Below are 26,351 nucleotides of genomic sequence, written 5' to 3' on the forward strand. Positions count from 1 at the left end.
ACCCCCTCGACGCCGTGTCGGCGATCCGGTTCAACGGTGCATAATGACACCGGTCAAATCCGTACACACTCACAGAGCAGCTTAAAGGATACCTCGCATGAGCTTGTTCGAGCACCCCTCGTTCGACAATCACGAGAAAGTACTCTTCGCCACCGACAAAGCCTCTGGTTTGAAAGCCATCTTGGCTGTTCACTCCACCGCGCGCGGCCCCGCGGTTGGCGGATGCCGGATGTGGACTTATGAAAACTCCAACGCGGCCCTGACCGATGTTCTGCGTCTGTCTCAGGGCATGAGCTATAAAAACGTGATGGCGGATCTGCCGATCGGCGGCGGTAAAACCGTGATCATGCGCCCGGAAGGTGATTTTGACCGCGAAGCCCTGTTCGAAGCTTTGGGCAATGCCCTGGAAGCGTTGAACGGCAATTACATGACCGCTGAAGATGTGGGCGTATCAACCGCTGACATCATGATGGCGCGCCGCGTCACCAACCATGTGGTGGGCCTGGAAGGCGGTACGGGTGATCCTTCACCGGTGACGGCCAAGGGTGTGTATCTGGGGCTTCTCGAAGGGGCTGCGCGCGGCCTTGGTAAAGACGATCTCAATGGCGTTCGTATCGCCGTTCAGGGCGCAACCGGCCATGTTGGCGCGTATCTGTGCGAGCATTTGGCACAGGCGGGCGCGGATCTGTTGGTCAGCGATATCAATGAGCCTGCCCTGCAAGAGCTGGCGAAAAAATACGACGCTAAAATCATCCACAAGGATGAGATTTATGGTGTTGAAGCCGACATCTTCGCGCCTTGTGCTTTGGGTGCGATCATCAATCCCAACACGATTGACCAATTGAAGGTCAAAGTCGTGGCCGGTGCGGCGAACAACCAGCTCTCTACCCCCGATATGGGTGTTGAGCTGCAAAAACGCGGCATTGTTTATGTTCCAGATTATGTTCTGAACGCCGGGGGTATCATCAATGTGATGGGTGATATTGATCCGAAATTCAACGCGCAATGGGTTGAAGGCAAGCTGGTCACCTTGAAGGCAACCGTGGCTGAGATCCTGGACAAAGCCGCCTCTGAGGCGCGTCCATCGAACTTGATCGCGGACGAGCTGGCGCGCGGACGTATTGAAGAAGCCCGCCAAGCCAAATTGGCTGCTGCGGCTTAAGACTTTTGTGCTGGGCTAGCCTTTGGCTAGTCCGGCGCAACGATATGCGCATAGCGCGGATCAAGCCGGAGGCGGATGGCGTCTCCGGCTTTTATCGTTTCGGTCAGCGCGACGCGCGCCTGAACCTTGCGGCCATCCTCTAAACGCACCATCAGCTTGGCAAAGCCATTGGCGGTACGCCGTTCAACAACGCTGACACTTAGGCTTTTCTCATCGCTGGCGGGCGCGATCTGCAACCCTTCAGGGCGGATCAGCACCTTCACCGGACCATTGGCGAGCCCTGTGGGTGCATCCAATGTGCCAAAAGGCGTATCGGCAAAGCCATTGCGCGCAATCGTTTCATAGACATCAACATCGCCCAGCAGGCGCGCAGCCGTCACGCTATTCGGTTTGAGATAAAGCTCATCCGCACAGCCCATCTGGATCAATTGGCCGTGTTCCATTAAGGCAATCTCATCGGCCAGCGCCATGGCTTCATCCGCGTCATGGGTGACGATCAGGGATGCGGCCTCAGACGCACGAAGAGCTTTGGCTGTGGTCTCACGCAGTTCGCCGCGCAGGCGCCGGTCAAGACCAGAAAAGGGCTCATCGAGTAGAACGATATGGGGCTGTGGGGCCAGGGCGCGCGCCAGGGCCACGCGCTGCTGTTCCCCGCCGGACAGCTCATGGGGGAAGGCGTGGGCGCGATGGGCCAGCTCGACAATCTCCAGCTCTTTCATCGCGGCGGCTTTGCGCGGCGCGCCTTTGAGGTGGGCGAGCCCAAACATCACATTGTCCAGCGCATTGAGATGAGGAAACAGCGCATAATTCTGGAAGACCACACCGACCTTGCGTCGTTCAGGCGGCAGATGCGTGGTCTCATCACTCCACACCTGATCGCAAAAGCTGATGGTGCCGGTGTCGAGATATTCAAGGCCCGCAATGGCACGCAGCAAGGTGGATTTACCGCCGCCTGAGGGGCCCAGCAGTGCCGTCACAGCCCCGCGTTGCAGCTTTAAACTCACACCATCGACGGCCGGGCGATCCTGGCTATAGCGTACGCTGGCATTTTGGATGGAAAGCACGTCAACACTCATGACTGTACGCGTCCTGAATTATCAAGGCCGGAAGGGGTTTTATGGCGCGCCACCATGGTGCGCGCGATCCAGATCATAGGAATAAGGGCAAGCAAAACCAGACACAGCGAAGGCAGCGCGGCTTCGCCCAGGCGCTCGTCCGAGGCATAATTATGCGCCGTAATCGCCAAGGTTTGAAAGTTGAAAGGCCGTAGGATCATGGTGGCGGGTAGCTCTTTCAACACCTCAACGAAGACGAGGAGGCCGGAAAGGATGGTGCCCGAAGAGATCAGTGGCCAGTGGATTTTACGCACCACATCCAGCGGGCTGGCCCCCAGCGTGCGCGCCGCACCATCCAGGCTGGGTGTGACCCGGCTGAGCGCGCTTTCTGATGGGCCAATCGCAGCGGCGGCAAAGCGCGAGAGATAAGCAAATAACAAGGCGAAAACGCCACTCGTCAACAATAGGGGGAAGGGCGATCCGGTATTGAGATGCCAGAAGCCATCCAGGCCCATCTGTACGCCGGAAAGGATGATCATCACCCCAACGGCGGCGACGGCACCGGGTACGGCATAGCCCAGCCCCGCCAGGCGCGCAGCAAAGACGGCGAGCGGCTTTTTACTGCGTAGGGCATAGGCGGCGGCCAGGCCGAAGGCGGCCGCGATCAATCCGGCTAAACCAGCAAGCATCAAGGAATTGAATGCAGACTCAATAAGGTGAGTGTGCGTGTGGGTATTGAGGGCACGCCAGCCAAATCGCCCTAAGGGCAGGATGAGCGCCAAGACCAGCGGCAAGGCGCAAAGCGCGCTGACCAGCCAAGCTTTCGGCCCGCCTAAGGTGACGGGTCGCGCCGGGCGGGTATGGCCCGCGGGATTGGTCATCCGCGCGCGCGCGCGTTGCTGGCGTTCAAAGGCGAAAATGATGAAGGTGATGGAGACGAGGAGCAGGGCGATCCGCGCGGCATCAGGGGTTGAGCCTTCTCCGGCCCAGGCGCGCATCAAACCCACCGATAGTGTGGGCGCGCCTAAATGGACAACCGCGCCATAATCGGCGAGCGATTCCATAATCACCAGGGCCAAGCCCGCCGCAATCGCGGGGCGCGCCATGGGCAGGGCCGCGCGCCAAAATGCGCCCAGGGGGGAACATCCCAAAGTGCGCGCTGCTTCATAAGCATCGACCGATTGACCAGAAAAGGTTTCGCGCGCCAGAAGATAGACATAGGGATAGAGGGTGAAGCCAAAGATCAGGCCCGCGCCAATCGGGCCGTTCACAGTCGGCAAAAACCCTAACGGACCGCCCGCCTGGGTGAGATCATACCAGGCATAAGCCGCGCCATAGGCCGGCATGGCCAGCGGCAGGGCCAGCCCCCATTCCAGCCAGCTGCATCCAGGAAAGCGATAGCGCGCAATGCACCAAGCCGCCACCGCGCCGCCCATTCCTGCGGTGAGGGCGGCAAGCCCGCCAACAACTAACGTGTTGAGCACATAGCTCATCAAGCGGGTCTGGGCGATATGGATCAGATAATCGGTCCATGTGCCAAAAATCGCCAGACCCATCACCGCGATTAACGGCGCGCCGCAGACAAGCGCGCCTGTCACGGCGGGCCAGACGGGCACGCCGCGCAAGGCGGGTTTATGGCGTACAGGTAAAGTCAGTTCGTTTATGGCCATCCGACGCGATCAAAAATCCGTTGTGCAGTCCCTGCATTTTCCCCTAGAGCGTTCACATTGATAGGCTCGCTCTCAAAATCGGCTATTTGTGCCAAAGAAGGGTTATCGTACTGGACGGTTTCGATCACGGGAAACTCATTGGTCAGTTCTGCGAAGGCACGCTGAGACTTATCGCTCAAAAGGTATTGCAAAAAGATTTCCGCCGCTTCGCGGTGGGGGGCTCCGGCGGCCAGACCAGCGCCGGAAACATTGACATGGGTGTGCTCGGTCTCACTCGTCGGGAAGAACAGCGTCACAGCATCAGCCTGGGCTTTGACATCGCCGTCATTGGAGCGCGCCATGCGCAGGTAATAGTAATGGTTGACCAAGGCGAGATCGCATTGCCCGGCGGCAATGGCACTGATCTGATCGCTATCGCCACCTTGCGGCGGGCGGGCAAAATTATGCACGACGCCATTGGCCCAGGCCTCAGCGGCCTCTTCGCCTTGTTTTTCAACCATCGCGGCCAGCAAGGACTGGTTATAGACATTGTCAGACGAACGCATGCACACGCGGCCGCGATATTTCGGATCGGCTAAGTCTTCATAGCCATGAAGCTCGGACGGGTCGATGCGTTCAGCTGAATAGGCGATGACGCGCGCACGGGTGGCAAAGCCAAACCATTTGCCTTCAGGGTGTTTCAAGGTGGCGGGCACTTGATCAAGCGCACCATTCAGATCGCTCGCCTGGAAAAGACCGGCTTGTTCAGCGCGGTAAAGCCTGCCGGCATCCACCGTGATGACAACATCCGCAGGGCTGCGCAGGCCATCTTGCTTGACCCGCTCGATCAGCAGATCGCCATTGGCTTCAACCAGATTGATTTGAATGCCGGTTTCTTCGGTAAAGGCGGCATAGACCTGAGCATCTGATGAATAGTGGCGCGCGGAATACACATTAACCACGGCTTCGCCGACTTCCTGGTCCGATCGGGGCGCGCAGGCCGTCAAAATCGCGATCAAGCCGCAGGCAAGCGTGGTGCTGGTCAAAAGACGGGGAAGGGACATCACACACTCCGATCTCAGTTGAGGTTTTTCATCTCGATAGGATGAATGTCGTGCCACTTTTGCGAACCTTTCGCAAGTCCTCCTCTGCGTCCCAACTGCGACAATTGGGTCTTTTGGGATCTCAAAGCGATTTGAGCGCAAGAACGCGGATGGCCTGCATAATGTTAGATGTCACTTTGGGCTATGGCTTTATGCTGAGAAGGAAGAAGCAATGCGTGTCCCTGTGATGACCCAGCCTGCGAATGATCAAGATGCCTGGCCTGATGATGAGGCCCGCTGGGCCGCGGTTCGCGCGCGCGATGCGAACGCCGATGAGGTGTTCTGGTATGGCGTGATGACGACGGGGGTGTATTGCCGCCCGTCATGTGCGTCCCGTGGGGCGAAGCGTCAAAATGTCCAGTTTTTTGATAGCCGAGAGGCCGCGCGCGCGGCGGGGCTGCGCGCGTGTAAACGCTGCAAGCCCGATGGGGCCAGTCTGAAGGACATCCATCGCGCCAAAATTATTGAGGCTTGCCGCCTGATCGAGACGGCCGAGGAAGAGCCCAGTCTTGATGATCTGGCGCGTCATGTGGGGATCAGCGCCTATCATTTTCATCGCCTGTTCAAGGCCCATATGGGCATGACGGCGAAGGCCTATGCCAAGGCCAATCGCGCGCAAAGGGTGCGTGCGCGCTTAGCGAAGGCGCGCAGTGTGACCGAAGCGATTTATGATGCGGGCTATAACTCTGCCAGCCGGTTTTATGTCGATGCGGCCAGGGATTTAAGTGTAGCTCCCGCGCGGTTGAATAAAAAAGCCAAGGGCGAGGTGATCCGCTTTGGTTTGGGGCCGTGCTCGCTGGGGCATATTCTGGTCGCGGCCAGTGCGCGTGGGGTTTGCTCGATCCTGCTGGGCGATAGTCCAGAGCGTTTGATCGAAGACTTTCAGGCTGATTTCGCGGATGCGGAGCTGGTCGGGGGGGACGAAGAGTTCGAAGCCTGGATGGCGGCGATTATTGGCCATGTTGAAGATCCGCATCAGGGTCTGGACTTGCCGCTGGATATTCGCGGCACCGTGTTCCAGCAGCAGGTGTGGCAGGCGCTACGGACCATTCCGCCCGGTGAAACGGTCAGCTATTCGCAATTGGCGCAAAAACTGGGACAGCCCAAAGCCTCGCGCGCGGTGGCCAAGGCGTGTGCCACCAACCGCATTGCTGTTGCGATCCCGTGTCACCGCGTGGTGCGCCAGGATGGCTCGCTGTCGGGCTATCGCTGGGGCGTAGAGCGTAAAGAGGCCCTGTTGGCGCGTGAGGCGCTGGCCTCATGAGGCTGAACATTGAGGAGGGGCGCGTTGAGCGCGATCTCAACACGCTGGGTTGGCATCGCGCGAAAAAGGCCGTCACGCCCGCATTGTGTCAGGACCTCATTGCGCTCTATGCCCGCGAAGACCTATTTCGCAGCCGTGTTCATATGGCCCGTCATGGCTTTGGCGCGGGGGAGTATCAATATTTCGCCGATCCCTTGGTGAAGCCGCTTGGCCTGTGGCGCGCCCAGCTTTATGAGACTTTACGCCCTATCGCGCAAAACTGGCGCGCCATGCTGGGGGAGGCGGGTGAGTATCCCAGAACCCATGAGGATTATCTGGCCCTGTGTGCGAACGCGGGCCAGCTTCGCCCTACGCCCTTGATGCTGAAATATGGTCCCGGCGATTATAACTGCCTGCACCAGGACCTCTATGGCGAGCATGTCTTCCCGATCCAGGCCGCATTGATGTTGAGCCAGAAGGGCGAAGACTATGATGGGGGAGAGACGGTGCTCACCGAACAGCGCCCGCGCATGCAATCGCGCCCCCATGTCCTGACCCCTGATCAGGGCGATCTCCTGATCTTTCCCGTGCGTCATCGTCCCCATAAAGGCGCGCGCGGTTATTACCGGGTCAATGTCCGCCATGGGGTCAGCCAGCTGACGCGCGGCGCGCGCTATGTCCTGGGCCTGATCCTGCACAATGCGCAGTAGAAGATGGCTTTACGCGCCTGACGCTCGACTGCCTTCGTGCCCTTTTGGGGCCATGGACGAATCGCAATGGGCGCAAAATCGAGAAAGTGGATAACAATTGAGGGGTCGCGAGACTGTCCCTACCGCATAACGATGAATAATCCTGCCGCCGCAGACCACATTTTGGTGATCTATTGTCCGACTTTGTCCGTGCAAACATTCCATTGTTCAAACTTTTCAGTTTGTATTCGTCCGAACAAAATGCAGTGCCACGTCTCGTGTGATGCGCTTCATGCCTAGTTTGAGGCGATGACCTGTTCGATTCGGGGGATATGTGCAGCAGGTATGATGAACGCTGTGGATCTGGCCCATTGGCATGAGGATATGCGAGGGATTGTCGCGGCGATGTTTGATAATCCCAATATTGAGCGCATTCATGTGCGCTCTGCACAGTCAGGGAGCTATCTTACTGAAATTACCTATAAATAAGGCTCAACTGCAAAAGGTCGCTGCCCAACTGCAGCGTGTGCATGAATCAGTCACATTCTCTTGATAGGGTTGTCATGTCGCGAAGGTGCATTGATGTGCGTAGTCACGCCGCTCTGCTGGAGGGCAGAGTGCGAGATAAAGCCTCAGGCGCTAAACGTGGTTGAAAGCGTTTAATAGACGCGCCATAGTCGAAGGGCGCGCTGAGTACGCGAAACAGTATGTGCAGTCAAGCCTGTTCTTTCGATGAAGGCAGGTATGAAATTTTGCATAGCTGCCTTGCTCGATTTTTTTAAAAAAATCGTGGCGTCATACTTTCGTCATCATAAAAATTGATATATATAGACATCACAGCTTGAGTCCGTGTAGGACGAGCGCCGATTTCCTCTTTGATGAAAGCTATGGCGCGCCCGATGGAAGGTGCGCGCTCAGTGGAGTAGTTAGACTATGGCAGCAAATGATCTATGCACCCCTGAAGGGGCGCGTCGCCTGAAACAACGTATTGAAGCTTACTGGAAAGAGCGTGGCTACGACGTCAATATTGACCTCGTAGAAGCTGGCTTCATGCCCGCTATGCGCTCAGCACGCTGCGACGTGCGCTCCAACATGGTCAATGGCTTCCCACGTCCCGCCAATGACCGCAATTCAAGCGAGCGTCGCTCCGCTTAATTGGCGTTATAAATCCGCCTGTGTTGACCACACCTCCAGGAGGAGGTTTTCAATCTCAGCGTGATGATCAAAAAGCCGGTCGGCACCCAGTGTGTCGACCGGCTTTTCGCTATAGCCCTTGGTGTAGAGCAGGCAGGGGATTTTAGCGTTTTGCGCCGCGCGTGCATCGGGTTCCGCATCCCCAATCATGGCGCTATAGGCGCGCATCTGCCCACCAAAGGCGGCGTGAATATGCAAGGCGTCGGGCTTTTTGGCGGGAGCTTCTTCGGGGCCAATGATCCGATCAAAAAAGTGGGTCATATCCAGCGCTTCGATCAGCTGACGTGCCAGGCGGGTCGGCTTATTGGTGCACACGCACAGCGCTGCGCCTTGCGCTTTCAACGATGTCAGGGTCTCAAGAACACCCTCAAAGGGATGGCTATGCGCAGCAATGTCATCGCTATAATGATCCATAAACAAGGGCAGTAGGGCTTCGATCTGATCTTCGCTATAGGTGTGATCGCAATGGTTCAGGGCATTGCGGATCATGTGCCGGCTGCCTTGGCCCACCATTTCGGCAATGACCTCCAAGGGGACGGGGCCTAAGCCTAAAGGGGCGAGGGTCAGATTGAGCGCGCGTAAGAGATCTGGCGCGGTATTGACCAAAGTGCCATCTAAATCCCAGGCGATTTGGGCATTTGCAAAAATTGTTTTCGACATGTCATCCCCTCCATCTGCGGTCATAAGGCTCGCATCTCTAAGCACTTTACGCTATAGCGCCCTCTATTCGCCTTCGCACCTTATAAAAATATGGGGACGCATCATGACCCGCTCTCGCGCCGCGCTCATCATGGCTGCAGGTTTTGGCACACGCATGAAATCTACGCTTGCCAAACCGCTTCACAAGGTCGGGGGGCTTTCCATGCTCGACTGGGCTTTGGACCTAGCCGATGCGGTCAAAGCCCACGACAAAGTCGTGATCTGGGGTGCCCATTCCCCGGCGGTGAAAGAGGCGGCTGAAGCGCGCGGCGCGCGTGCAGCCCTTCAAGATCCTCCTCAAGGCACGGGTCATGCGGTGCAATGCGCGCAGAGTGCCCTTCAAGACTTTGACGGAAATCTGATTGTTTTATGTGGGGATACGCCGCTGATTCAGGCCGAAACCATTGAAGCGGTGTTTCAAAAGCTGGAAGAAGGCACGGACATCGTCGCAGTTGGCTTTGAGCCGGATGAACCGGGCTCCTACGGGCGGTTGATCGTCGCTGAAAATGGAACTTTAGAAGCGATTGTTGAGGCCAAGGATGCCAGCCCGGCGCAATTGGCGGTGCGTCTGTGCAATGCCGGATTGATTGCCGGTTCGGCCAAGCTGGTCTTTGAGTTGTTAAGCCATGTGACGAATGACAATGCCAAGGGTGAATATTACCTGACAGATGTCGTGGGTTTAGCCCGTCAAGCGGGCAAGTCCTGCGCTGTGGTGACAGCTCCGGCGGAAGATATTCTGGGCGTTAATTCGCGCCGCGATTTGGCGCAGGCTGAGGCGGCTTTTCAAGTTCGCATGCGAAATAAAATGATGGATGCGGGCGTGACCCTGATGGATCCGGCCTCGACATTCTTCTCTTATGACACTGAAGTCGCAAATGATGTTGTGGTTGAACCGCATGTTGTCTTTGGCCCAGGGGTCAAGATTGGTACCGGCACAACGATTAAAGCCTTCTCGCATGTGGAAGGCGCTGTGATCGGTCAGAACGCCGACATCGGCCCCTATGCGCGCTTGCGTCCGGGGACCAAGCTGGACGACGGCGTCAAGATCGGCAATTTCGTTGAGACCAAAAAAGCCGCAGTCGGGAAGGGGGCAAAAGTCAATCATCTTTCCTATATCGGTGATGCAGAGATTGGCGCGAAGGCCAATATCGGCGCAGGCACAATTACCTGTAACTATGATGGCTTTGACAAGCACAAGACCATTATCGGGGAAGGCGCTTTCATCGGCTCCAACTCCGCTTTGGTGGCACCGGTGACCATTGGGGCTGGGGCCTTTACGGGCTCTGGCGCGGTGATCACCAAGGATGTGCCTGAGGATGCGCTGGCGCTGGCGCGCGCGCACCAAGAGGTGAAGACCGGCTGGGCTGTGCGCTTTCGTGCAGCCAAGGCGGCGCGTAAAGAGAAAAAACCGACCGAATAAGGATTAGCATGATGGACCTGAAATCGCGTTTGAACGATCCCACCCTTTTTAAAACCGATAGCTATATCAAGGGCGAATGGGTGGGGGCGCAAACGCGGTTTCAGGTGATCAATCCGGCCAATATGGCCCCCTTGGCCGAGGTCGCCGATATCGAGGCCGAGGGCGCGCACAAGGCGGTGAAGGCGGCCCATCAGGCCTTTCAAAGCTGGAAAAAAGTCAGTCCCTTCGAGCGTGAAGTCTTGATCCAGCGCTGGCATGATTTGATCCTTGAGAACAAAGACGATCTTGCCACGCTGTTGACCAGTGAAATGGGTAAGCCCTTTGAAGAGGCCAAGGGCGAGATTGATTATGGTGCGGGCTTTGTCACCTGGTCCGCGCAGGAAGCCAAACGCCTGTATGGCGAGACGATCCCGGTGCAACGCGCCGGTACGCGCGGCTGGACCATCCGCCAACCCGTTGGCGTTGTAGGGTGTATTACGCCTTGGAATTTTCCCGCTGCGATGATCACGCGTAAATGCGCCCCGGCCCTGGCGGCGGGGTGTACGATTGTGATAAAGCCCGCCGAAGATACCCCGCTGACCGCTTTGGCGCTGGCGGAGCTGGCGGACCGGGCGGGCTTCCCGCCGGGCGTTTTCAACATGATCACCGGTGAGGCTAAAGAGATTGGCCCGGTTTTAACCGGCTCAGATGACGTGGCGATGATTGGTTTCACCGGGTCTACCGAGGTTGGTAAGTTGTTGATGGAACAGGCCGCCAAGGGCGTCAAACGGGTCGCGTTGGAGCTGGGCGGCAATGCGCCCTTCATCATTATGGATGATGCCGATTTGGATAAGGCCGTCGCTGGCGTCATCCATTCAAAATTTCGCGCCGGGGGCCAGACCTGCGTCTGTGCCAATCGCATTATCGTCCAGGAGGGCGTGGCCGATGCCTTCCTCGCCAAGCTGAAACCTGCCATCGAGGCGGTCAAGGTCGGTGATGGCTTTGATCGGGACGTTAAAATCGGCCCTGTGATCCATCTTGAAGCCTTAGAGCGGATTGAAGATCTGGTGCGCGATGCTCAAGACCATGGTGGCACCGTGTTAAGCGGTGGGCATTCCCTGCGTGCGCGCTTGGGCGGGGCGTTTTTTGAGCCGACCTTGATTGAAGGGGCTTCATCGGCCTCAAAGATCTGGAATAGCGAGATTTTTGGCCCCGTCGCCTCGGTCTATCGTGCCAAGGATGAAGCGGACATTCTCGCCATGGCCAATAACACACCTTATGGACTAGCCGCTTACGTGTATACGCGCGATATTGGCCGCGTTTATCGCCTCAGTGAAGGCCTTGATTATGGCATGGTCGCGGTCAATGCGCCCTCCGTTGGCTCTCCGGCGACGCCTTTTGGCGGGGTCAAGCAGTCCGGTATCGGGCGCGAAGGCGGTAAATGGGGCGTGGAAGAATTTACGAACTTGAAGTTCGTCCTGTTAGGAGATGTTGAGTAATGTCCAGCGCAGCAGAACAAAAAACCAATGCCGCCAAAGCGGCGCTCACCTATGTCGAAGATGGCATGACGGTGGGGCTGGGCTCTGGGTCGACGGCGGCGATTTTCGTGCGCCTGTTGGCCGAACGCATCCAGAAAGAGGGCCTGAATATTCAAGGTATTCCGACCTCAAAAGCGACCGAGCAAATCGCCCTCGATCATAAAGTGCCCCTGATGCCAATTGAACACGCCAGCAAGATCGATGTCACGATTGATGGCGCGGATGAGGTGGATGGCCGCTTTCGCTTGATCAAGGGCGGCGGGGCGTGCCTGCTCCGCGAGAAGATTATCGCGGCGGCTTCAGATTTGATGGTCGTGGTGATTGATGAGACCAAGTTGGTGGGTCGTTTGGGGCAGTTCCCTTTACCGGTCGAGGTTGATCCCTTCGGCTTTACCATTACCGCGAAGAAGATTTTTGAAGCCTTGCGCAAGACCGGTGTCGCCAAGCCCGAGGTGGAGCTGCGCTGTCTCGCGGACGGGCGCGAGCCTTTGATAACCGATGGCGGCAATTACATCCTCGATTGTGCCTGTGGGGAGATCCCGGACCCTGAGGCTTCGGCCAATGCTCTGGCCAATATCGCCGGGGTCGTGGATCATGGCCTTTTCATCGACTTGGCCCGTGTCGTGATTGTCGGTGAGGACAAGGGTGCCCGGGTGATGGAATTATAATTTAGAATTTTGAGGGGAGGGGGCTATGGCCCAGCTTATCAGTGCGTGTGTTTTGATGCTGTCTGTAGTGTCGAGTAGTTTTGCGCAAAATCAAGATGATAACGCTATGCAATCGGCGCTCGAGTATGTACGGGCCACGAATATGTTTGAGCGGACTTGGGGTAATGCCAATGAGGAAGCTCAGATGTTTGCTGATTGGGCACGCAATGAGTATCCAAATTTGACCGATGAGCAAGGCGAACGCATAAAAAGTCTTTTTATTCGACACCACGAAGAATCTAAAGACGATTTAGAACGTGCCCTCGCTGTGGTCATGGTGAATAATTACACCCCTGAGCAGCTGGCGAGTATAGCCGCTTTTTTTAGTTCAGACGCTGGCTTAGCTTTTACGGCTAAGAGATATGTCATGCATGAAGAAATAACTGATGTGGGTGGGCGACTGAACAGTGAATTTTTTGCTCGTATGACCCCTGAACTTTTTGAAATCATAAGCGAATAGTTTTCAGGAAGAAGGCTGCGCTCAAGGCGCGATGGAATAAAATTTCATCTGGATTATCTATCCTTGATGAGAAGCAGATTTTCACTTAACTCAAATGGCGTATTTATAGCGTTAAGCTCTCTTTTCATGAGGGCTTTTGATTTACCTAGGGGATGACATGTTTATTCGGAAAATTTTGGCACTTATTTTGATTTTAGGCATCACGCCTCAAGTTTTTGCGCAATCAGATGAAGAACAAAGATATATTATAGCGCGTGAAGTTGTGACTTTGGCGAAAATGAATGAGATGGCAGCCGAAGCTGCAGCCCTCATCGTTCCACGGATCATGCCCGGTATTCGGGCGGAGATTCCAAATGCAACAGATGCCCAAATGGAGCAGGTAGAGGCGATTTTTCTCGAGGCTTTTCAAAACGCAGGTCCTCTTTATGCGGATTTGTATGCAGAGATTTATGCCGACCATTTCTCTCTTGAGGAATTGCTGGGCTTGGAAGTGTTTTTTTCCAGTGAGGTCGGTCGGGCTTATATTGAAAAACAGCCCCTTCTCTTAAGGGAAGCAGAAGCACGCAGCGCTAGAATTGGGCAAGAAATTATTCAAGACAAACTTGCCGATCTTCATGCCATCTTCGAAAACTAGGTAATACATGACCCATTTTGACTACGACCTCTTCGTGATTGGTGCCGGCTCTGGCGGGGTGCGTTCAGCGCGCCTGGCCGCGCAGGCGGGCTGGAAAGTCGCTGTGGCTGAAGAGCATAAGCCGGGCGGTACCTGTGTGATCCGCGGCTGCGTGCCCAAGAAATATATGGTCTATGCCAGCCAATTTGGCAAAGCCTTCAAAGGGGCCAAGGGCTATGGCTGGTCGGCGGACAATGTGCGCTTCGACTGGGCCACTTTCCGCGATGCCATGCTGAATGAAGTAGAGCGTTTGTCGGGCATTTATACCCGCAATCTGGGCGGGGCGGGCGTTGAGTTGATCAATGCGCGCGCGACGATGAAAGATGCCCATACCCTGATCTTGCACCCTGAAGGGCGCGAGGTCACAGCCAAGCATATCTTGATCGCTGTGGGCGGCTATCCGTTCAAACCTGAAGATTTAGAGGGCGTCGAGCACGCCATCACCTCGAATGAGGTATTCCATCTTGAAACCTTGCCTAAAAGCCTGGTGATCGCGGGCGGAGGCTATATCGCGTGTGAGTTTGCCCATGTCTTTGCGGGACTGGGCGTCGATGTCAGCCTGGTGTATCGCGGCGATAAAGTCCTACGTGGGTTTGATGAGGATGTGCGCGATCACATCCATGCCGCGCTGGAGCGTTCAGGCGTCAAACTCATCACCAACACCGTCTTTGCCAAGCTGGAAAAAGACAGCGATAGCGTGATCAACGCCCACCTCACCAATGGGGATGTGCTACGCGCCGATCAGGTCGTATTGGCGATTGGCCGTGTGCCCTATACCGCCGGGCTGGGCCTGGAGGCGGCGGGCGTGGCGCTCGATGGTGCGGGCGCAGTTAAAGTCGATGCCTATTCCAAAACCAATATTGATAATATCTATGCTGTGGGTGATGTCACCAATCGGGTCAATCTGACCCCGGTGGCGATCCGCGAAGGCGTGTGCTTTGTTGAAACCTTGGTCCATGGCCGCCCAACGGCCTATGATCATAGCGATATTGCCAGTGCCGTCTTTACTCAGCCGCCGGTGGGCAGTGTCGGGCTCAGCGAAAGTGATGCTGTGGCGCAACATGGCGAAGTCGAAGTTTATAAAACCGATTTCCGTCCGATGAAGAATGTCTTGTCGGGTGAGCAAAGCCGTATGATGATGAAGCTGGTGGTCAAAGCCGATGACCAGCGCGTGATTGGCGTGCATATTGTTGGCGATGATGCCCCAGAAATCATCCAGGCGGTGGGGATTGCGGTGAAGGCCGGATTGACGAAGGCTCAATTCGACGCCACATGCGCCGTTCACCCCACGGTGGCTGAAGAGTTAGTGACGCTAAAGGACAAATACGTCCCGAACAAAGGATAGGATGAGGACAATGACGACGCGCGAAGGATTGACTGAAAAGACCCTCAAGGCCTGGAGCCCTGAGAGTTGGCGTCAATATGAAGCGCGCCAGATGCCAAACTATCCAGATTTGAATATCTTGAAAGAGGTGGAGGCCGATCTATCGGGCCGTCCGCCGCTGGTGTCCGCGGGTGAAGCGCGTCGTTTGAAGCGCGGCCTTGCCAAAGTCGCCGCTGGTGAAGCCTTCTTGCTCCAAGGCGGGGATTGTGCGGAAAGCTTCCGCGAATTCTCCGCGGAGGGCGTGCGCGATACTTTCCGCGTTCTCTTGCAGATGGCCGTGGTTTTGACCTTTGCCGCCTCTAAGCCGGTGGTCAAAGTGGGCCGGATTGCGGGCCAATTTGCCAAGCCGCGCTCTTCTGATACTGAGATTATTGATGGGGTGGAGCTGCCCAGCTATCGCGGTGATAGCGTCAATGATGCGGCCTTTACCTTGGAAAGCCGCACACCCGATCCAAAACGCCTGATCCGGGCCTATGATCAATCGGCCTCGACTTTGAACCTGCTGCGCGCCTTGGCCTCGGGCGGGTATGCCGACCTTGATAATGTGCATCAATGGACGTTGGACTTCCTGGCCAACAGCCCGGCGGGTAAGACCTATCAGTCTTATGCGGACCGGATCAGTGAGGCCTTGGCCTTCATGCGGGCATGCGGTGTGACCGGGGATGCGGCGCCATCCCTGCAATCGGTGGATTTCTTCACCAGTCACGAGGCGCTGCACCTGCCGTTTGAAGAGGCGTTGACCCGGCGCGATGAGAATGGGCGCTGGTATGCCACCTCGGCCCATATGATCTGGATCGGGGATCGTACGCGCCAGCCCGATGGTGCGCATGTTGAATATTGCCGCGGTGTGGATAACCCCATCGGGATCAAATGTGGCCCAACTTTGGATCCCGATGATCTGATCCGCTTGATTGATGCGATCAACCCCCATGATGAAGCGGGGCGCATTGTCTTGATCGCGCGTATGGGCGCGGACAATGTTGAAAAGCATTTGCCGAATTTGGCGCGCAAGGTGAAAGCCTCTGGGCGCTCGGTGGTCTGGTCGTCCGATCCGATGCACGGCAATACGCATAAGGCCAGCAATGGCTATAAAACCCGCGATTTTGATCGGGTCTTGCGTGAACTGACCGGCTTTATTGATGTTTTGCGCGCTGAGGGCGTTGAGCCAGGCGGGGTGCATTTTGAAATGACGGGCCGCGATGTCACCGAATGTGTCGGTGGGGCCGGGCATTTATCAGAAGCGGATTTGGGCTCGCGCTATCATACCCATTGTGATCCGCGCCTTAATGCCGATCAGGCACTGGAAATGGCCTTCCAGATCGCAGAAGCCTTAAAGCCCCATGCGCGTAAGAAAGCGGTTGCGGCGGCGGAATAAGTGCAAGCGTCAATCTGAGCATTAAAAAAGGCCGCTGAATTCTCAGCGGCCTTTTTAATGAAAGTCGAAATGCAGGCCTTAGAGGCTTGCGAGATCTTTCAAAGCTGATGCAGGGCGGAAAGCCAGAGCGGTTTTCGCAGCAGACATCATTTTTTCGCCGGTGCGAGGATTGCGCACTTCGCGCGCTTCACGATGTTTGGCGTGGAAGGTGCCAAAGCCAGCCAGTTGAACGGTGTCGTCCGCTTTTGCAGAGGCGATGATCGCTTCGATGATCGCGTCAACAGCGTCGCCAGCCTGGGCGCGGGTGATGCCAGCTTTGTCAGATACAGCTTTGGCGAGTTCTGATTTGTTCATGAGGGTTCCCCCCTGGTTTTGAGTTTTTGGTTCAGCACGCGAATGCTCCGCACACTGTCCCTTGCAGATAGACCTAATCAGGCCCGATTCTGAAGCCCTTTGGCAAGCTATTACAGGCAAATTGACTGTTTTTGCGCAGTTGAACGGGCTAAGAGGTGTCATTTGGTTAATAATCTGGTTAATATCTGGCTCGCTGTTTGCATTTTGGAAACCATGGGAGGGAGCCATGGCCGAAATTGGAACGCTCTTATGGGTGCGAATCGTTCAGGTGGCATTAGGTCTTATCGCCGCCCTGGGCAGTTATTATCTGTGCCGTATGGCCGCGATGAGCCCGGATTGGGCCGTCATCGTCGGCGCGATCGCAGGCGGCTTTGTGCTGGGACGCATCATGGGCCGACCCTATCCGCCCTATAAAAAGCGCTAAGGGCACCTAAATACGTTGCTATCTTGCCACCGTCTCAGGCCGTATCCTATGAAGTGCGCAACATGAGGGGCGAGGAGGTGGGCTTTGCGCGCCCACCTCATGTTTAACCTATGGTTTTCACACTCTCATACGCCGGTAGGGTCAGGAATTCGGCGAAGTCCTTACTCAGTACGAGGGACATCAGCAAGGCCTCGGCCTTGTCGAAATGATGTTCGCTCCAGGCAAAGGCCCCCAGCTCTGCGCGGATGGCCTGGCCCACACTTTCCAGACAAGCGCGAAGATAGCCTTCGGTAATGGCTTTACCGTCTTGGGTTTTGGCCCCGTGATGGCGCCATTGCCACAATTGGGCGCGGGCAATCTCGGCGGTGGCGGCATCCTCCATCAGATTATGGATCGGCACGGCACCGCGCCCGCTCATCCAGGCGGCGATATAGCGTAGACCCACATCCATATTATTCTTGATGCCCGCTTCGGTGATTTGACCGGCGCATGGGGTGAGGAGTTCGTCCACGCTGGCAAGGCCTTGGCCGGGGGTGTCCAGCTGATTAGGCCCGCTCATGCTCGCATCAAATGCCTCCAGCGCGACCGGCACCAGGGCTGGGTGTGCCACCCACCCGCCATCATGGCCCAGCTGGGCTTCGCGGGTTTTGTCGCTGCGCACTTTATCCAGAGCCGCTTCATTGGCCGCGTCATCATTTTTGACCGGGATGAAGGCGGACATGCCGCCCATGGCGTGGGCCCCGCGCCGGTGACAGGTGGTCACCAAATGACGCGCATAGGCGGCCATAAAGGGCACGGCCATGGTGACTTGGGCGCGATCGGGCAGGATGGCATCGGGGCTGGCTTTGAGCCGCTTGATATAGCTGAAGATATAATCCCAACGCCCGGCATTGAGCGCGCAAATGCTGTCGCGCAGCTCATAAAGGATTTCATCCATTTCAAAGGCCGCGGGTAGGGTCTCGATCAGCACCGTCGTGCGCACGGTTCCAGCCTCTAGACCCAGCGCGATTTCGCACTGGCGAATGACCAGCGCCCACAGACGGGCCTCCAAATGGTTTTCCAGCTTGGGCAGGTACATATAAGGCCCGCTGCCTTTGGCTTTGAGGGCCGCATGATTGTGGAGGAGATAGAGCGCCAGATCGAACATCCCGCCCGACACCGCTTGGCCATCGACCTGGATATGGGCTTCATCAAGATGCCAGCCGCGCACGCGTACCAACAGAACGGCGGTTTGCGCATTCAGGGCATAGGCCTTGGCGCTGGCTTCATCGGTAAAGTCAATCGTGCGCGCATTGGCATCGCGCAGATTGATCTGGCCTTCAATCATCGTTGACCAGGCCGGACAGGAGGCATCTTCAAAATCGGCCATGAAGCATTTTGCGCCACTATTAAGCGCATTGATGATCATTTTACGATCGACGGGGCCGGTGATTTCTACGCGGCGGTCGATGAGGTCGGCCGGTGCCGGGCGCACACGCCATTCGGCGGCGCGAATATCGGCGGTATCGGCGCGAAAGCCCAAGCGCTCTTCGCCTTGATCCAGGCGGTATTGGCGTGCGGTACGCGCACTGAGCAGGCGCTGGCGCTCGGCCTCAAACCGGCGGTGGAGATCGGCAATCAGGCGCAAGGCCTCTGGCGTCAAAATACTCTCATAGCCCGACTTCATCGGGCCTTTAATCTCTACGCCTTGGGGCAGGGTTATATCATCGCCGCGCATGGGGCGTCTCCTTTTTCAGGCTGATCCGGTGTGGAGGGGCTGGGCACTGATCACGAGGCCATCCTGATCGCTGTAGAGCCACATCCCTCGCCGGATTACGGTGTTACGAATGCTGATCGGCTGGCCGCGCTCACCCGCACCGCTTTGGGCGGATTTTAAGGGCGATGAGCCCAAGGCCAAAATCGCAATGCTGAGGGTGGCCAGTTCATGACGGTCGCGCACCGCGCCATCAATGACCAGACCGGCCCAGCCGCGCTCTTGCGCTTTCAGGCCCAGATTGCCCCCGATCAAAGCGTGATTGAGGCTGGCTTGGCCATCAATGACCAGAATGCGCCCCTGACCGGGCTCGTCCAGCACCTGTTTGATCAGGCCATTGTCATTATGACAGCTGAGCGTTTCGACCGGGCCCATCATATGGCTTTGGCCTGTAAAGGCCGTGAAACCGGGCGCGAGGACATGCAGGCGGGCCGCATGGGCGTCGCATAAATCAGCGGTGTAAAAATATGGCGTGCTCACATCTTATCCTTGGATGAAAGAAAAAGGTGCCTGCTTGAGGGGGGAGCCCTCAAGCAGGCCAGTGCAGCCAGAAGGGTGCTCAACGGCTCGCGTTATTCCGCAGCCGGTTGAAACTGTGCTGTCTCGGTGGATTGCCCCATCGCTGTGGTTGAGGCGAGGCCACCAGAAAGGGTGGTATTGACCTTGTCGAAATAGCCCGTACCCACTTCGCGCTGGTGACGCGTTGCGGTGTAGCCATCTTTTTCGGCCGCAAATTCAGCCTGTTGCAGTTCTGAATAGGCGCCCATACCGCGATCGCGATAGCCAGAGGCCAATTGGAACATGCCGTGATTAAGCTGGTGGAAGCCCGCCAGGGTCACGAATTGGAATTTATAGCCCATCGCGCCCAGCTCACGCTGATAGGTTTCGATGGTGGCTTTATCCAGATTGGCTTCCCAGTTGAAGGAGGGCGAGCAATTATACGCGAGCAGCTTGCCGGGGAAGTGCTTGTGAACCGCTTCGGCAAAGCGCTTGGCCTCTTCCAGATTGGGTTTGGAGGTTTCCCACCACAAAAGGTCTGCAACCTTGGCATAGGCGAGGCCGCGCTTGATGCAGTGATCCACACCGACGCCGGATTTCAGACGGAAGAAGCCTTCTGGGGTGCGCCCGGCATCAAAGTCGATAAACTCATGATCGCGTTCATCAATATCTGAATTGATCAAGGTTGCGCTTTCCGCATCGGTACGCGCCACGATCAAGGTCGGCACACCCATCACATCGGCGGCCAAGCGTGCCGCATTGAGATTACGCTCATGCTGGGCGGTGGGGATCAGAACCTTGCCGCCCAAATGGCCGCATTTCTTTTCCGCCGCGACCTGGTCTTCGAAATGGACGCCCGATACGCCGGCTTCGATGAAGGCCTTCATGATTTCAAAGCAGTTGAGGGAACCGCCAAAGCCGGCTTCGGCATCGGCCACGATGGGCGCGAACCAATCACGGCTGGTTTTACCAGTTTCAGAAACCTCGATCTGATCGGCGCGTTGTAAAGTGCGGTTGATCTTGCGCGCCAATTCAGGGGCGGAGTTGGCAGGATAGAGGGATTGATCCGGATACATCGCCCCGGCGGTGTTGGCATCTGCGGCCACCTGCCAGCCCGAGAGATAGATCGCTTTTAGGCCCGCGCGCACCATTTGCATGGCTTGATTGCCAGATAGGGCGCCCAGGGCATTGATGAAGGGCTCGCTATTTAAGAGTTCCCACAGTTTGACGGCACCGCGCTCGGCCAGGGTGTGGCTGATTTGAACAGAGCCCCGCAGCGCCAGAACATCTTCTGGTGTATAATTGCGTTGAAGGTTGTCAAAGCGGCCTTTCGCTGCGCCCGGTACAATATCGTAAAAGCTGGTCATGATTGTCTTCCCGTTTTGTATTTATTGTGGGTTAAGCGTGTACGCTGCAATTGCGAACGTCTAGATGCCTTGTCAGATAAAGAAGATAGGGCGTATACTCTTGTTACTTGTGTTGTTGTGAGTTTGTAAATTTATTGACATGGCAGATAGTGGCGTTGGACAGGAAAAATTATTTGCGGGTGCGCGCCTGCGTCGTCTACGCAAGGATCTTGCGCAGACCCAGGCGCAATTCGCTGAAAGCTTAGGGGTTTCTCCAAGCTATTTGAATTTGCTTGAACGCAATCAACGCCCCGTCACGGCGCGTGTTTTGTTGGCGCTGGTACAGAATTTCGATGTCGATGTGCGCGCCTTTGGGGCCGAAACCGACCGCCAACTTTTGACCGATTTGAAGGAAGCGACCGGCGATCCGATCCTGGCGGGCACCGATTTAGATGTGCGCGACCTACAGGATTTGCTCGATTCACACCCGCGCGCGGCCGATGCGATGGCGAAATTGTATCAGGCCTATCGCGAGAGTAATGCCACGGCGAGTGATCTGGCCGCGCGGGTCGTTGAAGGCGGTGGGGCGATGGGCCAGGGCCTGTTATCGCCCTTGGAAGAAGTGCGCGATGTACTTGATAAATCGCAGAATTATTTTCCCAGCTTGGAGGAAGAAGCCCAAGGTCTGCGCCGACGCTGTGGGGAGTTTTCCGGCCCGATCGAAGCTGGGCTGACCGAGCGGCTGCATCGTCGGCACTCGATTCGCGTGCGCATGTATGATGACGCCGTGATGGGCGGGGCGCTGCGCCGGTTTGATTACCATGCGCGCAAGCTGCTTTTGTCCGATTACCTCACTCAAGAGGGCCGCATTTTCCACATTGCCGCGACCTTGATCCTGTTAGAATGTGAAAGCGCGATTGATCAGGTCTTGGGCGAGGCCGAACACCTGTCGGATATGGCGCGTGGGCTCTATCGCGCCAGCCTGGTCAGCTATGGCGCTGCCGCCGTGATGATGCCCTATGATGCCTTCCAACAGGCCGCCGAGGATTTGCATTATAATATCGAGGCGTTATCACGCAAATTTACCGCAAGCTTTGAACAAGTCTGTCACCGCCTGACGACCCTGAACCGGCCCGGTGCGCGCGGGGTCAGCTTCTTTTTGTTGCGCGTCGATCAGGCGGGCAATGTCTCCAAACGCTTCGGCGGCGGGGTCATCCCCTTTGCGCGCTCTGGGGGCAGTTGCGCACGCTGGGGGCTTTATGAAGCCTTCCGCGCGCCTGAACGGGTGATGGCTCAGGCCATTGAGCTGCCCGATGGGGCGAAATATGTCTCGATTGCCAAGGCGATCAGCCGGGCCAGTCCCGGCGGGGCTTCGCACCTGAATGTCGTGGCCGTGGGCTGTGATGCCATCCATGCCGAGCGGCTGGCCTATAAGGTCGATCTTGATCAGCCCACGCCCGTGGGCCTGAATTGTCGCTTGTGTGAGCGCACCCATTGTGCCCAGCGCGCCTTTCCTCCCATGCAGCGAAAAATCCGGTTGGATGACCATGTGCGCGGGGCCTCGCCCTTTGCCTTTGGTGAGGATTAGGCGCTTTTCATCGAATGTGGGGATAATGCCCCCTGGAAGCGGTGTTTTTACGGGCTTTTCACGCTTAAAGTCTTTTCAACACCGGGGGGTATCAGGTTATGTTAGTGGCCAATCGGGCGTTGACTCGCCTGATCCGTTCTGCCGCCTTTGGTCTTTAAGGTGGTCACCCTTGTATGAGAGGCTCGTCCATGCTCTCGCCGCGCCGTAAAACGCTTGCCATTGCCGTTGGTGTCTTTCTGGTTCTGGGTTTTTTGGCGATCTATGCCAGCCCAATGTCGGCCTTTAATCTGCAAGATCGCCTAAAAGTGCGCGCCGAGGCCGCCTTAACTCAAGCCAATGTCGCCGACTGGGCCGAAGTGTCGATGCGTGGCCAGGTCGCGATCCTTTCAGGTCTTGCGCCCAATCAAACCGAACAAGCGCGCGCGCTGGAGGCCGTGTCCATGTCGTCCTGGGTGGGCGGCGTCGTCTCGGGCGGGATTACGCGCGTGATCGACGAAACCCGGTTGGAGACCGAAGGCGATGGCTTTGCCCTCACCGGGCAATTGGCCAATGGTCGCGCCACGATTGAGGGCTTCGCCCCCGATGATGAAACGCGCGCGCGTATTGATGCCTTGGCCGAAATGCTGTTCGCAGGCCGTGCACGGGTCCATCTTCAGCTGGCCCCCGGCTTGGCCCCTGAGATGTGGGAGGAGGGGGTGCGCATCCTCTTGACGGAGCTTTCACGCCTCGATTCAGGCTCTATCGTGCTTGATGGCGATGTTATGGCGCTGCACGGCTTGGCCGATACCATGCAAACCTCAACGGCGGTGCGTGGGGTGTTTAGCGCGTTACCCAATGGGCTACGCGGTACGGCCTTGGTGCGCGCGCCGGGTGAAAACCCAGCCCTTCGCGTGCAAGATATAGAGGTGTGTGCCGCCTTGGTGCGCGCAGTACGCCGCGAGCGCGATCTTTTGTTTTTACCGGGTGAGGCGGGGATTTCCGACATGTCGCGCCCCGTGGTGCGGGCCATGGGGGAGGCATTCTCCCATTGTGATGGCGCGCGCCTGATCGTGCGCGTGCGCGGTGATCAACGCGGCGAAAACGGCGAGGGCGAGGCCCTGGCGTTAGCACGCGCAGAGGCCGTCATCACCATTATTGCCAATGGCGGGGTGGATGCGGAACGTCTGTCCGCGGCCCCCGGCGATCCCAGCCAGCACCGCCTGGTCGAATTTGATATCCGCTCTGAGGAGGAGTAAGCGTCATGCTATGGCTAACCTGGCAAATGTGGATTTTATTGAGCTTGGCCTTTTTGGGCGGCATAGTTGTGGGCTGGATGGCGCGTGGTCAATCGGATGAGCCAGATAGCCGCGCGATACCCGCACCCGTGGCGCGTCGTCACACGCCCGCTCAAGCGCAGGATAAAGAGGCGATTAAAACCGGGGCCAGTGGCACGACCGGATCGAATGCGCCCTATGGCTTGGTGCGCGGTGCCGCCAGTGAGCCTGAAATCATGAGCGCGCCGTCTGATCATCGCGAGGATACGCCGATTGCCGCGCATGATCCTGAAGCGCCGCAAAGCCCTACGCCTAGCTTTAACGTGATCGAAGGCGGGGGTGATGGCGCATCTGAAGAGAGCGCCATTCCTAAAGCGCCGGCAGCTTCGGGCGATGATCTCACCCAAATCCGGGGGCTAGGGCCCAAGGCGGCAATGGCCCTTAATGAGGCGGGGGTCAAAACCCTCTCGCAAATCGCGGGTTGGGGCGCAGAGGATATCGACCATTTTGATCGTTTGATCGGCGCGCGTGGCCGGATTGAGCGTGAAGACTGGGTGGGCCAGGCTAAAGCCCTGATCCAGTAGGTCGGTCTTCGTCCTCCCCTGCGATAGCGGGGGAGGTGGTCCGTCAGGACCGGAGGGGGCGGTTTTCTCTATGCTTTTCAATGCGTACTGTCATCCCGGACAAGCGTTAGCGCTCAAGTAGCCGAAAGGCGGTAGCGCACTCAAAGTCGCGATCCGGGATCTATTGAGGTTGCCTTTTTAAGTACATAGATCCCGGATTAAATCCGGGATGACAATTATGGATTTTGTCATGCCAGACGTGATCTGGCATCCATGCCGTGAGTTTGGCGATTATTCTAATTGATTAGAACCAAGCTCACCGCGTCCGCAATGGACCCCCAATCAAGTTTGGGGTGACAGGTCTTGTCCTTAGAAGGCCAGCGCCTAGACCCTAAAACTTGACATCCAACAGGCGCTGGGCGGCCTCACTGGCGGGGAGGTCCCCTTTCGCCACCGCGCTTTCTAAGGCACCCGCCAGAGCTTTAACATCGCGGTGGGCTTTGAAACGGTCAAGCACTTCGCCTTCGACCATGGCCCAGAGCCAGCGGATTTGCTGGCGCGCGCGTTTGGCGCTTAGCTCACCTGCCGCGTCCAGGGCTTTTCGATGCTGACCGATCGTCTCCCACAGCGTGTCCATGCCTTGATGTTCCAGCGCCGATCCGGTCAGCACCACCGGGTTCCAATGGGGATTACTGGGCGCGAGCAGATGGAAAGCGGCTTTAAGATCACGCGCGGCGCGCTTGGCCCGGCTTTCATTCCCACCATCAGCCTTGTTGACGAAGACAATATCCGTCAGCTCAAGCAGGCCCTTTTTGATGCCTTGCAATTCATCCCCCGCGCCGGGCAGCATCAGGGCCACAAACACGTCGACCATATCGGCGACCATGGTTTCCGACTGGCCCACGCCCACGGTTTCAATCAAGATGACGTCATAACCCGCTGCTTCACATAAGAGGAGGCTTTCACGGGTCTTGCGGGTGACCCCGCCCAATGTCCCGGCAGAGGGGCTGGGCCGGATAAAGGCATTGGGATCGGTGGCGAGCGCGCCCATGCGGGTTTTATCGCCCAGAATAGAGCCACCGGTGCGGCTGGAGGAGGGATCAACGGCCAGCACCGCCACCTTATGCCCGCGCGCGGTCAGATGGGTGCCAAAAGCTTCGATCAATGTGGATTTACCCACGCCTGGAACGCCGGTCAGGCCAATGCGCTGGGCCTTGCCGGTATGGGGCATCAAATCGGTGATCAGGGCGCGCGCTTGTGCCTGATGATCGGGCCGGGTGGATTCCACCAGCGTGATCGCACGGGCCAGGGCGGCGCGCTCGGCGCGTTTAACGCGTAAGCTGAGATCGTCAATATCCATCATAGCCGGCTTTGTTGAGCCTATTTGCCGCGCGCTGGCAAGGGCTTATATGCGCGCTTTAGATCTGGGGGCCTTGGTAGCGCGCTAAGACTTCATCGACCAGATAGGCGCGAATATGGGGGCGCTCGCCATGACCGGCGATAATTTCCATACGGGTGATATAGCGCCGTTCTGCCGCGCGATTGATCGAAATGCCAATCCCCACACCGCTGGCCGAATAGCCGCGTGAACCGATGCTGGTGCTCGCGCTGCCATGGACACCGACGGGGCTATCTTGATAGCCCTCGGTTTCGGTTTCGCGATGAACAATTTCAAACCAATCATAGCCCGCTTGCGCGCTCAGCTCAGCCGCGCGGCGCAGGGCAAATTGCTCGGCCAGGTTTTCATGACCATCAGGCCCGGCGCGGAAGGTGACGCGCCAGCGATTATCCTCGATACGAAAATCTGTATACCCGGTCTGATAACCGCCGGTATCGAGGACAGGGCCGTAAAGGGTCTGCGTGCTCGCACACCCTGCTAAGGCCGACATGGCTAGGCACAGGCTGATGAGTACTGGTTTTGCGCGCATCTCACTCTCCCATCTTCGGCCTAAGTATGGGGGTCGGACGGTAGAAAGGGAAGGGGGGATACAAGGCAAAGTCAAGTTTGGGGTGACCGGTGCGAGGCTAGGTCAATAATACACTGTCATCCCGGACGAACGTCAGTGAGATCCGGGATCTATAAACCTTGCCATTAAACGCAACAGATCCCGGCTCAAGGCCGGGATGACAGGTTTTCTTAAGTCCTCGCTGCGCTGCGGGCGGACACTTCTTATTTGTCCTACCGCCTGTCGGCTATATGAGGACGTTCGCGCTTGCGGGCTAACGCCCGATCCGTGCCAAC

Annotated in this window: 26 protein-coding genes; 16 read left to right on the forward strand and 10 right to left on the reverse strand. The window is 57.2% G+C overall.

Annotated features, from left to right (window positions below; translation table 11 throughout):
• The first annotated feature begins 97 nt into the window (after positions 1-97).
• Positions 98-1,162: a Leu/Phe/Val dehydrogenase gene (locus H151_RS0112185; RefSeq protein ID WP_019961941.1), complete on the forward strand. Its 1,065-nt coding sequence runs from the start codon at positions 98-100 to the stop codon at positions 1,160-1,162.
• A gap of 26 nt (positions 1,163-1,188) precedes the next feature.
• Here H151_RS0112185 and H151_RS0112190 read toward each other — a convergent pair whose 3' ends face one another.
• From H151_RS0112190 to H151_RS0112200, 3 genes are read right to left on the reverse strand one after another with little or no spacing between them, the layout of a single operon-like run.
• Positions 1,189-2,238, reverse strand: coding sequence for an ABC transporter ATP-binding protein (locus H151_RS0112190; RefSeq protein WP_019961942.1), 1,050 nt, complete (start codon positions 2,236-2,238; stop codon positions 1,189-1,191).
• Positions 2,235-3,887, reverse strand: coding sequence for an ABC transporter permease (locus tag H151_RS0112195; RefSeq protein ID WP_019961943.1), 1,653 nt, complete (start codon positions 3,885-3,887; stop codon positions 2,235-2,237). The genes H151_RS0112190 and H151_RS0112195 overlap by 4 nt, the downstream gene beginning before the upstream one ends.
• A complete protein-coding gene (locus tag H151_RS0112200) occupies positions 3,878-4,930 on the reverse strand; it encodes an extracellular solute-binding protein (RefSeq protein ID WP_019961944.1) in 1,053 nt (350 codons plus the stop codon). The genes H151_RS0112195 and H151_RS0112200 overlap by 10 nt, the downstream gene beginning before the upstream one ends.
• 211 nt (positions 4,931-5,141) lie before the next feature.
• Here H151_RS0112200 and ada point away from each other — a divergent pair, with 211 nt between their 5' ends.
• The 4 genes from ada to H151_RS0112220 all read left to right on the forward strand — a co-directional run bounded on the left by ada (position 5,142) and on the right by H151_RS0112220 (position 8,056).
• Positions 5,142-6,233 (forward strand): bifunctional DNA-binding transcriptional regulator/O6-methylguanine-DNA methyltransferase Ada, encoded by a 1,092-nt coding sequence (gene ada, locus H151_RS0112205; RefSeq protein ID WP_019961945.1) that lies wholly within the window; start codon positions 5,142-5,144, stop codon positions 6,231-6,233.
• Positions 6,230-6,922: a 2OG-Fe(II) oxygenase gene (locus H151_RS0112210; protein WP_019961946.1), complete on the forward strand. Its 693-nt coding sequence runs from the start codon at positions 6,230-6,232 to the stop codon at positions 6,920-6,922. The genes ada and H151_RS0112210 overlap by 4 nt, the downstream gene beginning before the upstream one ends.
• A gap of 288 nt (positions 6,923-7,210) precedes the next feature.
• Positions 7,211-7,390, forward strand: a complete 180-nt coding sequence (locus H151_RS17580; protein ID WP_156823498.1) for a DUF1203 domain-containing protein — start codon at positions 7,211-7,213, stop codon at positions 7,388-7,390.
• Positions 7,391-7,834: 444 nt separating this feature from the next.
• Positions 7,835-8,056, forward strand: a complete 222-nt coding sequence (locus H151_RS0112220; protein WP_019961948.1) for a phosphoglycolate phosphatase — start codon at positions 7,835-7,837, stop codon at positions 8,054-8,056.
• Positions 8,057-8,062: 6 nt separating this feature from the next.
• On the opposite strand, the gene H151_RS16375 is transcribed toward H151_RS0112220, so the two are convergent.
• Positions 8,063-8,755 (reverse strand): HAD hydrolase-like protein, encoded by a 693-nt coding sequence (locus H151_RS16375; RefSeq protein ID WP_040759598.1) that lies wholly within the window; start codon positions 8,753-8,755, stop codon positions 8,063-8,065.
• Between the two features lie 103 nt (positions 8,756-8,858).
• Here H151_RS16375 and glmU point away from each other — a divergent pair, with 103 nt between their 5' ends.
• The 7 genes from glmU to H151_RS0112260 all read left to right on the forward strand — a co-directional run bounded on the left by glmU (position 8,859) and on the right by H151_RS0112260 (position 16,330).
• Positions 8,859-10,214, forward strand: coding sequence for a bifunctional UDP-N-acetylglucosamine diphosphorylase/glucosamine-1-phosphate N-acetyltransferase GlmU (gene glmU / locus H151_RS0112230; protein ID WP_019961950.1), 1,356 nt, complete (start codon positions 8,859-8,861; stop codon positions 10,212-10,214).
• 11 nt (positions 10,215-10,225) lie between these two features.
• Positions 10,226-11,692 (forward strand): NAD-dependent succinate-semialdehyde dehydrogenase, encoded by a 1,467-nt coding sequence (locus tag H151_RS0112235; protein WP_019961951.1) that lies wholly within the window; start codon positions 10,226-10,228, stop codon positions 11,690-11,692.
• Positions 11,692-12,399, forward strand: a complete 708-nt coding sequence (gene rpiA, locus H151_RS0112240) for a ribose-5-phosphate isomerase RpiA (protein WP_019961952.1) — start codon at positions 11,692-11,694, stop codon at positions 12,397-12,399. The genes H151_RS0112235 and rpiA overlap by 1 nt, the downstream gene beginning before the upstream one ends.
• Before the next feature lie 25 nt (positions 12,400-12,424).
• The gene (locus tag H151_RS0112245; RefSeq protein ID WP_019961953.1) at positions 12,425-12,898 is read left to right on the forward strand and encodes a DUF2059 domain-containing protein; all 474 of its coding nucleotides are present in this window, start codon (positions 12,425-12,427) and stop codon (positions 12,896-12,898) included.
• A 157-nt stretch (positions 12,899-13,055) separates the two neighbouring features.
• On the forward strand, positions 13,056-13,532 hold the full coding sequence (locus tag H151_RS0112250; protein ID WP_019961954.1) for a DUF2059 domain-containing protein: 477 nt from the start codon (positions 13,056-13,058) through the stop codon (positions 13,530-13,532).
• A gap of 7 nt (positions 13,533-13,539) precedes the next feature.
• Positions 13,540-14,916 carry a glutathione-disulfide reductase gene (gene gor, locus H151_RS0112255; protein ID WP_019961955.1) on the forward strand — a complete coding sequence of 459 codons (1,377 nt, stop codon included), beginning with the start codon at positions 13,540-13,542 and terminating at the stop codon, positions 14,914-14,916.
• 10 nt (positions 14,917-14,926) lie between these two features.
• Complete coding sequence (locus tag H151_RS0112260) at positions 14,927-16,330, forward strand: class II 3-deoxy-7-phosphoheptulonate synthase (RefSeq protein WP_019961956.1); 1,404 nt, start codon at positions 14,927-14,929, stop codon at positions 16,328-16,330.
• 78 nt (positions 16,331-16,408) lie between these two features.
• Here H151_RS0112260 and H151_RS0112265 read toward each other — a convergent pair whose 3' ends face one another.
• Positions 16,409-16,684 carry an HU family DNA-binding protein gene (locus H151_RS0112265; RefSeq protein ID WP_019961957.1) on the reverse strand — a complete coding sequence of 92 codons (276 nt, stop codon included), beginning with the start codon at positions 16,682-16,684 and terminating at the stop codon, positions 16,409-16,411.
• A 226-nt stretch (positions 16,685-16,910) separates the two neighbouring features.
• On the opposite strand from H151_RS0112265, the gene H151_RS0112270 reads away from it, so the two are divergent.
• Positions 16,911-17,108 carry a hypothetical protein gene (locus tag H151_RS0112270; protein WP_019961958.1) on the forward strand — a complete coding sequence of 66 codons (198 nt, stop codon included), beginning with the start codon at positions 16,911-16,913 and terminating at the stop codon, positions 17,106-17,108.
• Positions 17,109-17,211: 103 nt separating this feature from the next.
• Here the strand turns inward: H151_RS0112270 and aceB are convergent, their stop codons facing one another.
• From aceB to aceA, 3 genes are all read right to left on the reverse strand, one after another.
• Positions 17,212-18,825, reverse strand: coding sequence for a malate synthase A (aceB, locus tag H151_RS0112275; protein WP_019961959.1), 1,614 nt, complete (start codon positions 18,823-18,825; stop codon positions 17,212-17,214).
• A gap of 15 nt (positions 18,826-18,840) precedes the next feature.
• The gene (gene rraA, locus H151_RS0112280; RefSeq protein ID WP_019961960.1) at positions 18,841-19,341 is read right to left on the reverse strand and encodes a ribonuclease E activity regulator RraA; all 501 of its coding nucleotides are present in this window, start codon (positions 19,339-19,341) and stop codon (positions 18,841-18,843) included.
• 92 nt (positions 19,342-19,433) lie between these two features.
• A complete protein-coding gene (gene aceA / locus H151_RS0112285; protein ID WP_019961961.1) occupies positions 19,434-20,726 on the reverse strand; it encodes an isocitrate lyase in 1,293 nt (430 codons plus the stop codon).
• Between the two features lie 139 nt (positions 20,727-20,865).
• Between aceA and H151_RS0112290 the strand changes: the two genes are divergently transcribed.
• The 3 genes from H151_RS0112290 (at position 20,866) to H151_RS17190 (ending at position 24,130) form a co-directional block, all read left to right on the forward strand.
• On the forward strand, positions 20,866-22,293 hold the full coding sequence (locus tag H151_RS0112290) for a helix-turn-helix domain-containing protein (protein ID WP_019961962.1): 1,428 nt from the start codon (positions 20,866-20,868) through the stop codon (positions 22,291-22,293).
• A gap of 188 nt (positions 22,294-22,481) precedes the next feature.
• Entirely contained in the window at positions 22,482-23,528 is a 1,047-nt protein-coding gene (locus H151_RS0112295) for a glycosyltransferase family protein (RefSeq protein WP_019961963.1), read from the forward strand.
• Between the two features lie 5 nt (positions 23,529-23,533).
• The gene (locus H151_RS17190) at positions 23,534-24,130 is read left to right on the forward strand and encodes a helix-hairpin-helix domain-containing protein (RefSeq protein ID WP_156823499.1); all 597 of its coding nucleotides are present in this window, start codon (positions 23,534-23,536) and stop codon (positions 24,128-24,130) included.
• Between the two features lie 370 nt (positions 24,131-24,500).
• On the opposite strand, the gene meaB is transcribed toward H151_RS17190, so the two are convergent.
• Both meaB and H151_RS17195 read right to left on the reverse strand, forming a co-directional pair.
• Positions 24,501-25,472, reverse strand: a complete 972-nt coding sequence (gene meaB, locus H151_RS0112305) for a methylmalonyl Co-A mutase-associated GTPase MeaB (RefSeq protein WP_019961965.1) — start codon at positions 25,470-25,472, stop codon at positions 24,501-24,503.
• 55 nt (positions 25,473-25,527) lie between these two features.
• Positions 25,528-26,037, reverse strand: coding sequence for a CC0125/CC1285 family lipoprotein (locus H151_RS17195; protein WP_019961966.1), 510 nt, complete (start codon positions 26,035-26,037; stop codon positions 25,528-25,530).
• Positions 26,038-26,351: the final 314 nt, after the last annotated feature.

Origin of the sequence: Woodsholea maritima DSM 17123, from assembly GCF_000382325.1 — a bacterium.
Taxonomy (GTDB): Bacteria; Pseudomonadota; Alphaproteobacteria; order Caulobacterales; family Maricaulaceae; genus Woodsholea; species Woodsholea maritima.

Excerpts from the sequence above, each read along its gene's own strand:
- H151_RS0112185 (WP_019961941.1), top strand. The coding sequence starts at position 98 with ATGAGCTTGTTCGAGCACCCCTCGTTCGACAATCACGAGAAAGTACTC.
- H151_RS0112190 (WP_019961942.1), bottom strand. The coding sequence starts at position 2,238 with ATGAGTGTTGACGTGCTTTCCATCCAAAATGCCAGCGTACGCTATAGC.
- H151_RS0112195 (WP_019961943.1), bottom strand. The coding sequence starts at position 3,887 with ATGGCCATAAACGAACTGACTTTACCTGTACGCCATAAACCCGCCTTG.
- H151_RS0112200 (WP_019961944.1), bottom strand. The coding sequence starts at position 4,930 with ATGTCCCTTCCCCGTCTTTTGACCAGCACCACGCTTGCCTGCGGCTTG.
- ada (WP_019961945.1), top strand. The coding sequence starts at position 5,142 with ATGCGTGTCCCTGTGATGACCCAGCCTGCGAATGATCAAGATGCCTGG.
- H151_RS0112210 (WP_019961946.1), top strand. The coding sequence starts at position 6,230 with ATGAGGCTGAACATTGAGGAGGGGCGCGTTGAGCGCGATCTCAACACG.
- H151_RS17580 (WP_156823498.1), top strand. The coding sequence starts at position 7,211 with ATGACCTGTTCGATTCGGGGGATATGTGCAGCAGGTATGATGAACGCT.
- H151_RS0112220 (WP_019961948.1), top strand. The coding sequence starts at position 7,835 with ATGGCAGCAAATGATCTATGCACCCCTGAAGGGGCGCGTCGCCTGAAA.
- H151_RS16375 (WP_040759598.1), bottom strand. The coding sequence starts at position 8,755 with ATGTCGAAAACAATTTTTGCAAATGCCCAAATCGCCTGGGATTTAGAT.
- glmU (WP_019961950.1), top strand. The coding sequence starts at position 8,859 with ATGACCCGCTCTCGCGCCGCGCTCATCATGGCTGCAGGTTTTGGCACA.
- H151_RS0112235 (WP_019961951.1), top strand. The coding sequence starts at position 10,226 with ATGGACCTGAAATCGCGTTTGAACGATCCCACCCTTTTTAAAACCGAT.
- rpiA (WP_019961952.1), top strand. The coding sequence starts at position 11,692 with ATGTCCAGCGCAGCAGAACAAAAAACCAATGCCGCCAAAGCGGCGCTC.
- H151_RS0112245 (WP_019961953.1), top strand. The coding sequence starts at position 12,425 with ATGGCCCAGCTTATCAGTGCGTGTGTTTTGATGCTGTCTGTAGTGTCG.
- H151_RS0112250 (WP_019961954.1), top strand. The coding sequence starts at position 13,056 with ATGTTTATTCGGAAAATTTTGGCACTTATTTTGATTTTAGGCATCACG.
- gor (WP_019961955.1), top strand. The coding sequence starts at position 13,540 with ATGACCCATTTTGACTACGACCTCTTCGTGATTGGTGCCGGCTCTGGC.
- H151_RS0112260 (WP_019961956.1), top strand. The coding sequence starts at position 14,927 with ATGACGACGCGCGAAGGATTGACTGAAAAGACCCTCAAGGCCTGGAGC.
- H151_RS0112265 (WP_019961957.1), bottom strand. The coding sequence starts at position 16,684 with ATGAACAAATCAGAACTCGCCAAAGCTGTATCTGACAAAGCTGGCATC.
- H151_RS0112270 (WP_019961958.1), top strand. The coding sequence starts at position 16,911 with ATGGCCGAAATTGGAACGCTCTTATGGGTGCGAATCGTTCAGGTGGCA.
- aceB (WP_019961959.1), bottom strand. The coding sequence starts at position 18,825 with ATGCGCGGCGATGATATAACCCTGCCCCAAGGCGTAGAGATTAAAGGC.
- aceA (WP_019961961.1), bottom strand. The coding sequence starts at position 20,726 with ATGACCAGCTTTTACGATATTGTACCGGGCGCAGCGAAAGGCCGCTTT.
- H151_RS0112290 (WP_019961962.1), top strand. The coding sequence starts at position 20,866 with ATGGCAGATAGTGGCGTTGGACAGGAAAAATTATTTGCGGGTGCGCGC.
- H151_RS0112295 (WP_019961963.1), top strand. The coding sequence starts at position 22,482 with ATGCTCTCGCCGCGCCGTAAAACGCTTGCCATTGCCGTTGGTGTCTTT.
- H151_RS17190 (WP_156823499.1), top strand. The coding sequence starts at position 23,534 with ATGCTATGGCTAACCTGGCAAATGTGGATTTTATTGAGCTTGGCCTTT.
- meaB (WP_019961965.1), bottom strand. The coding sequence starts at position 25,472 with ATGATGGATATTGACGATCTCAGCTTACGCGTTAAACGCGCCGAGCGC.
- H151_RS17195 (WP_019961966.1), bottom strand. The coding sequence starts at position 26,037 with ATGCGCGCAAAACCAGTACTCATCAGCCTGTGCCTAGCCATGTCGGCC.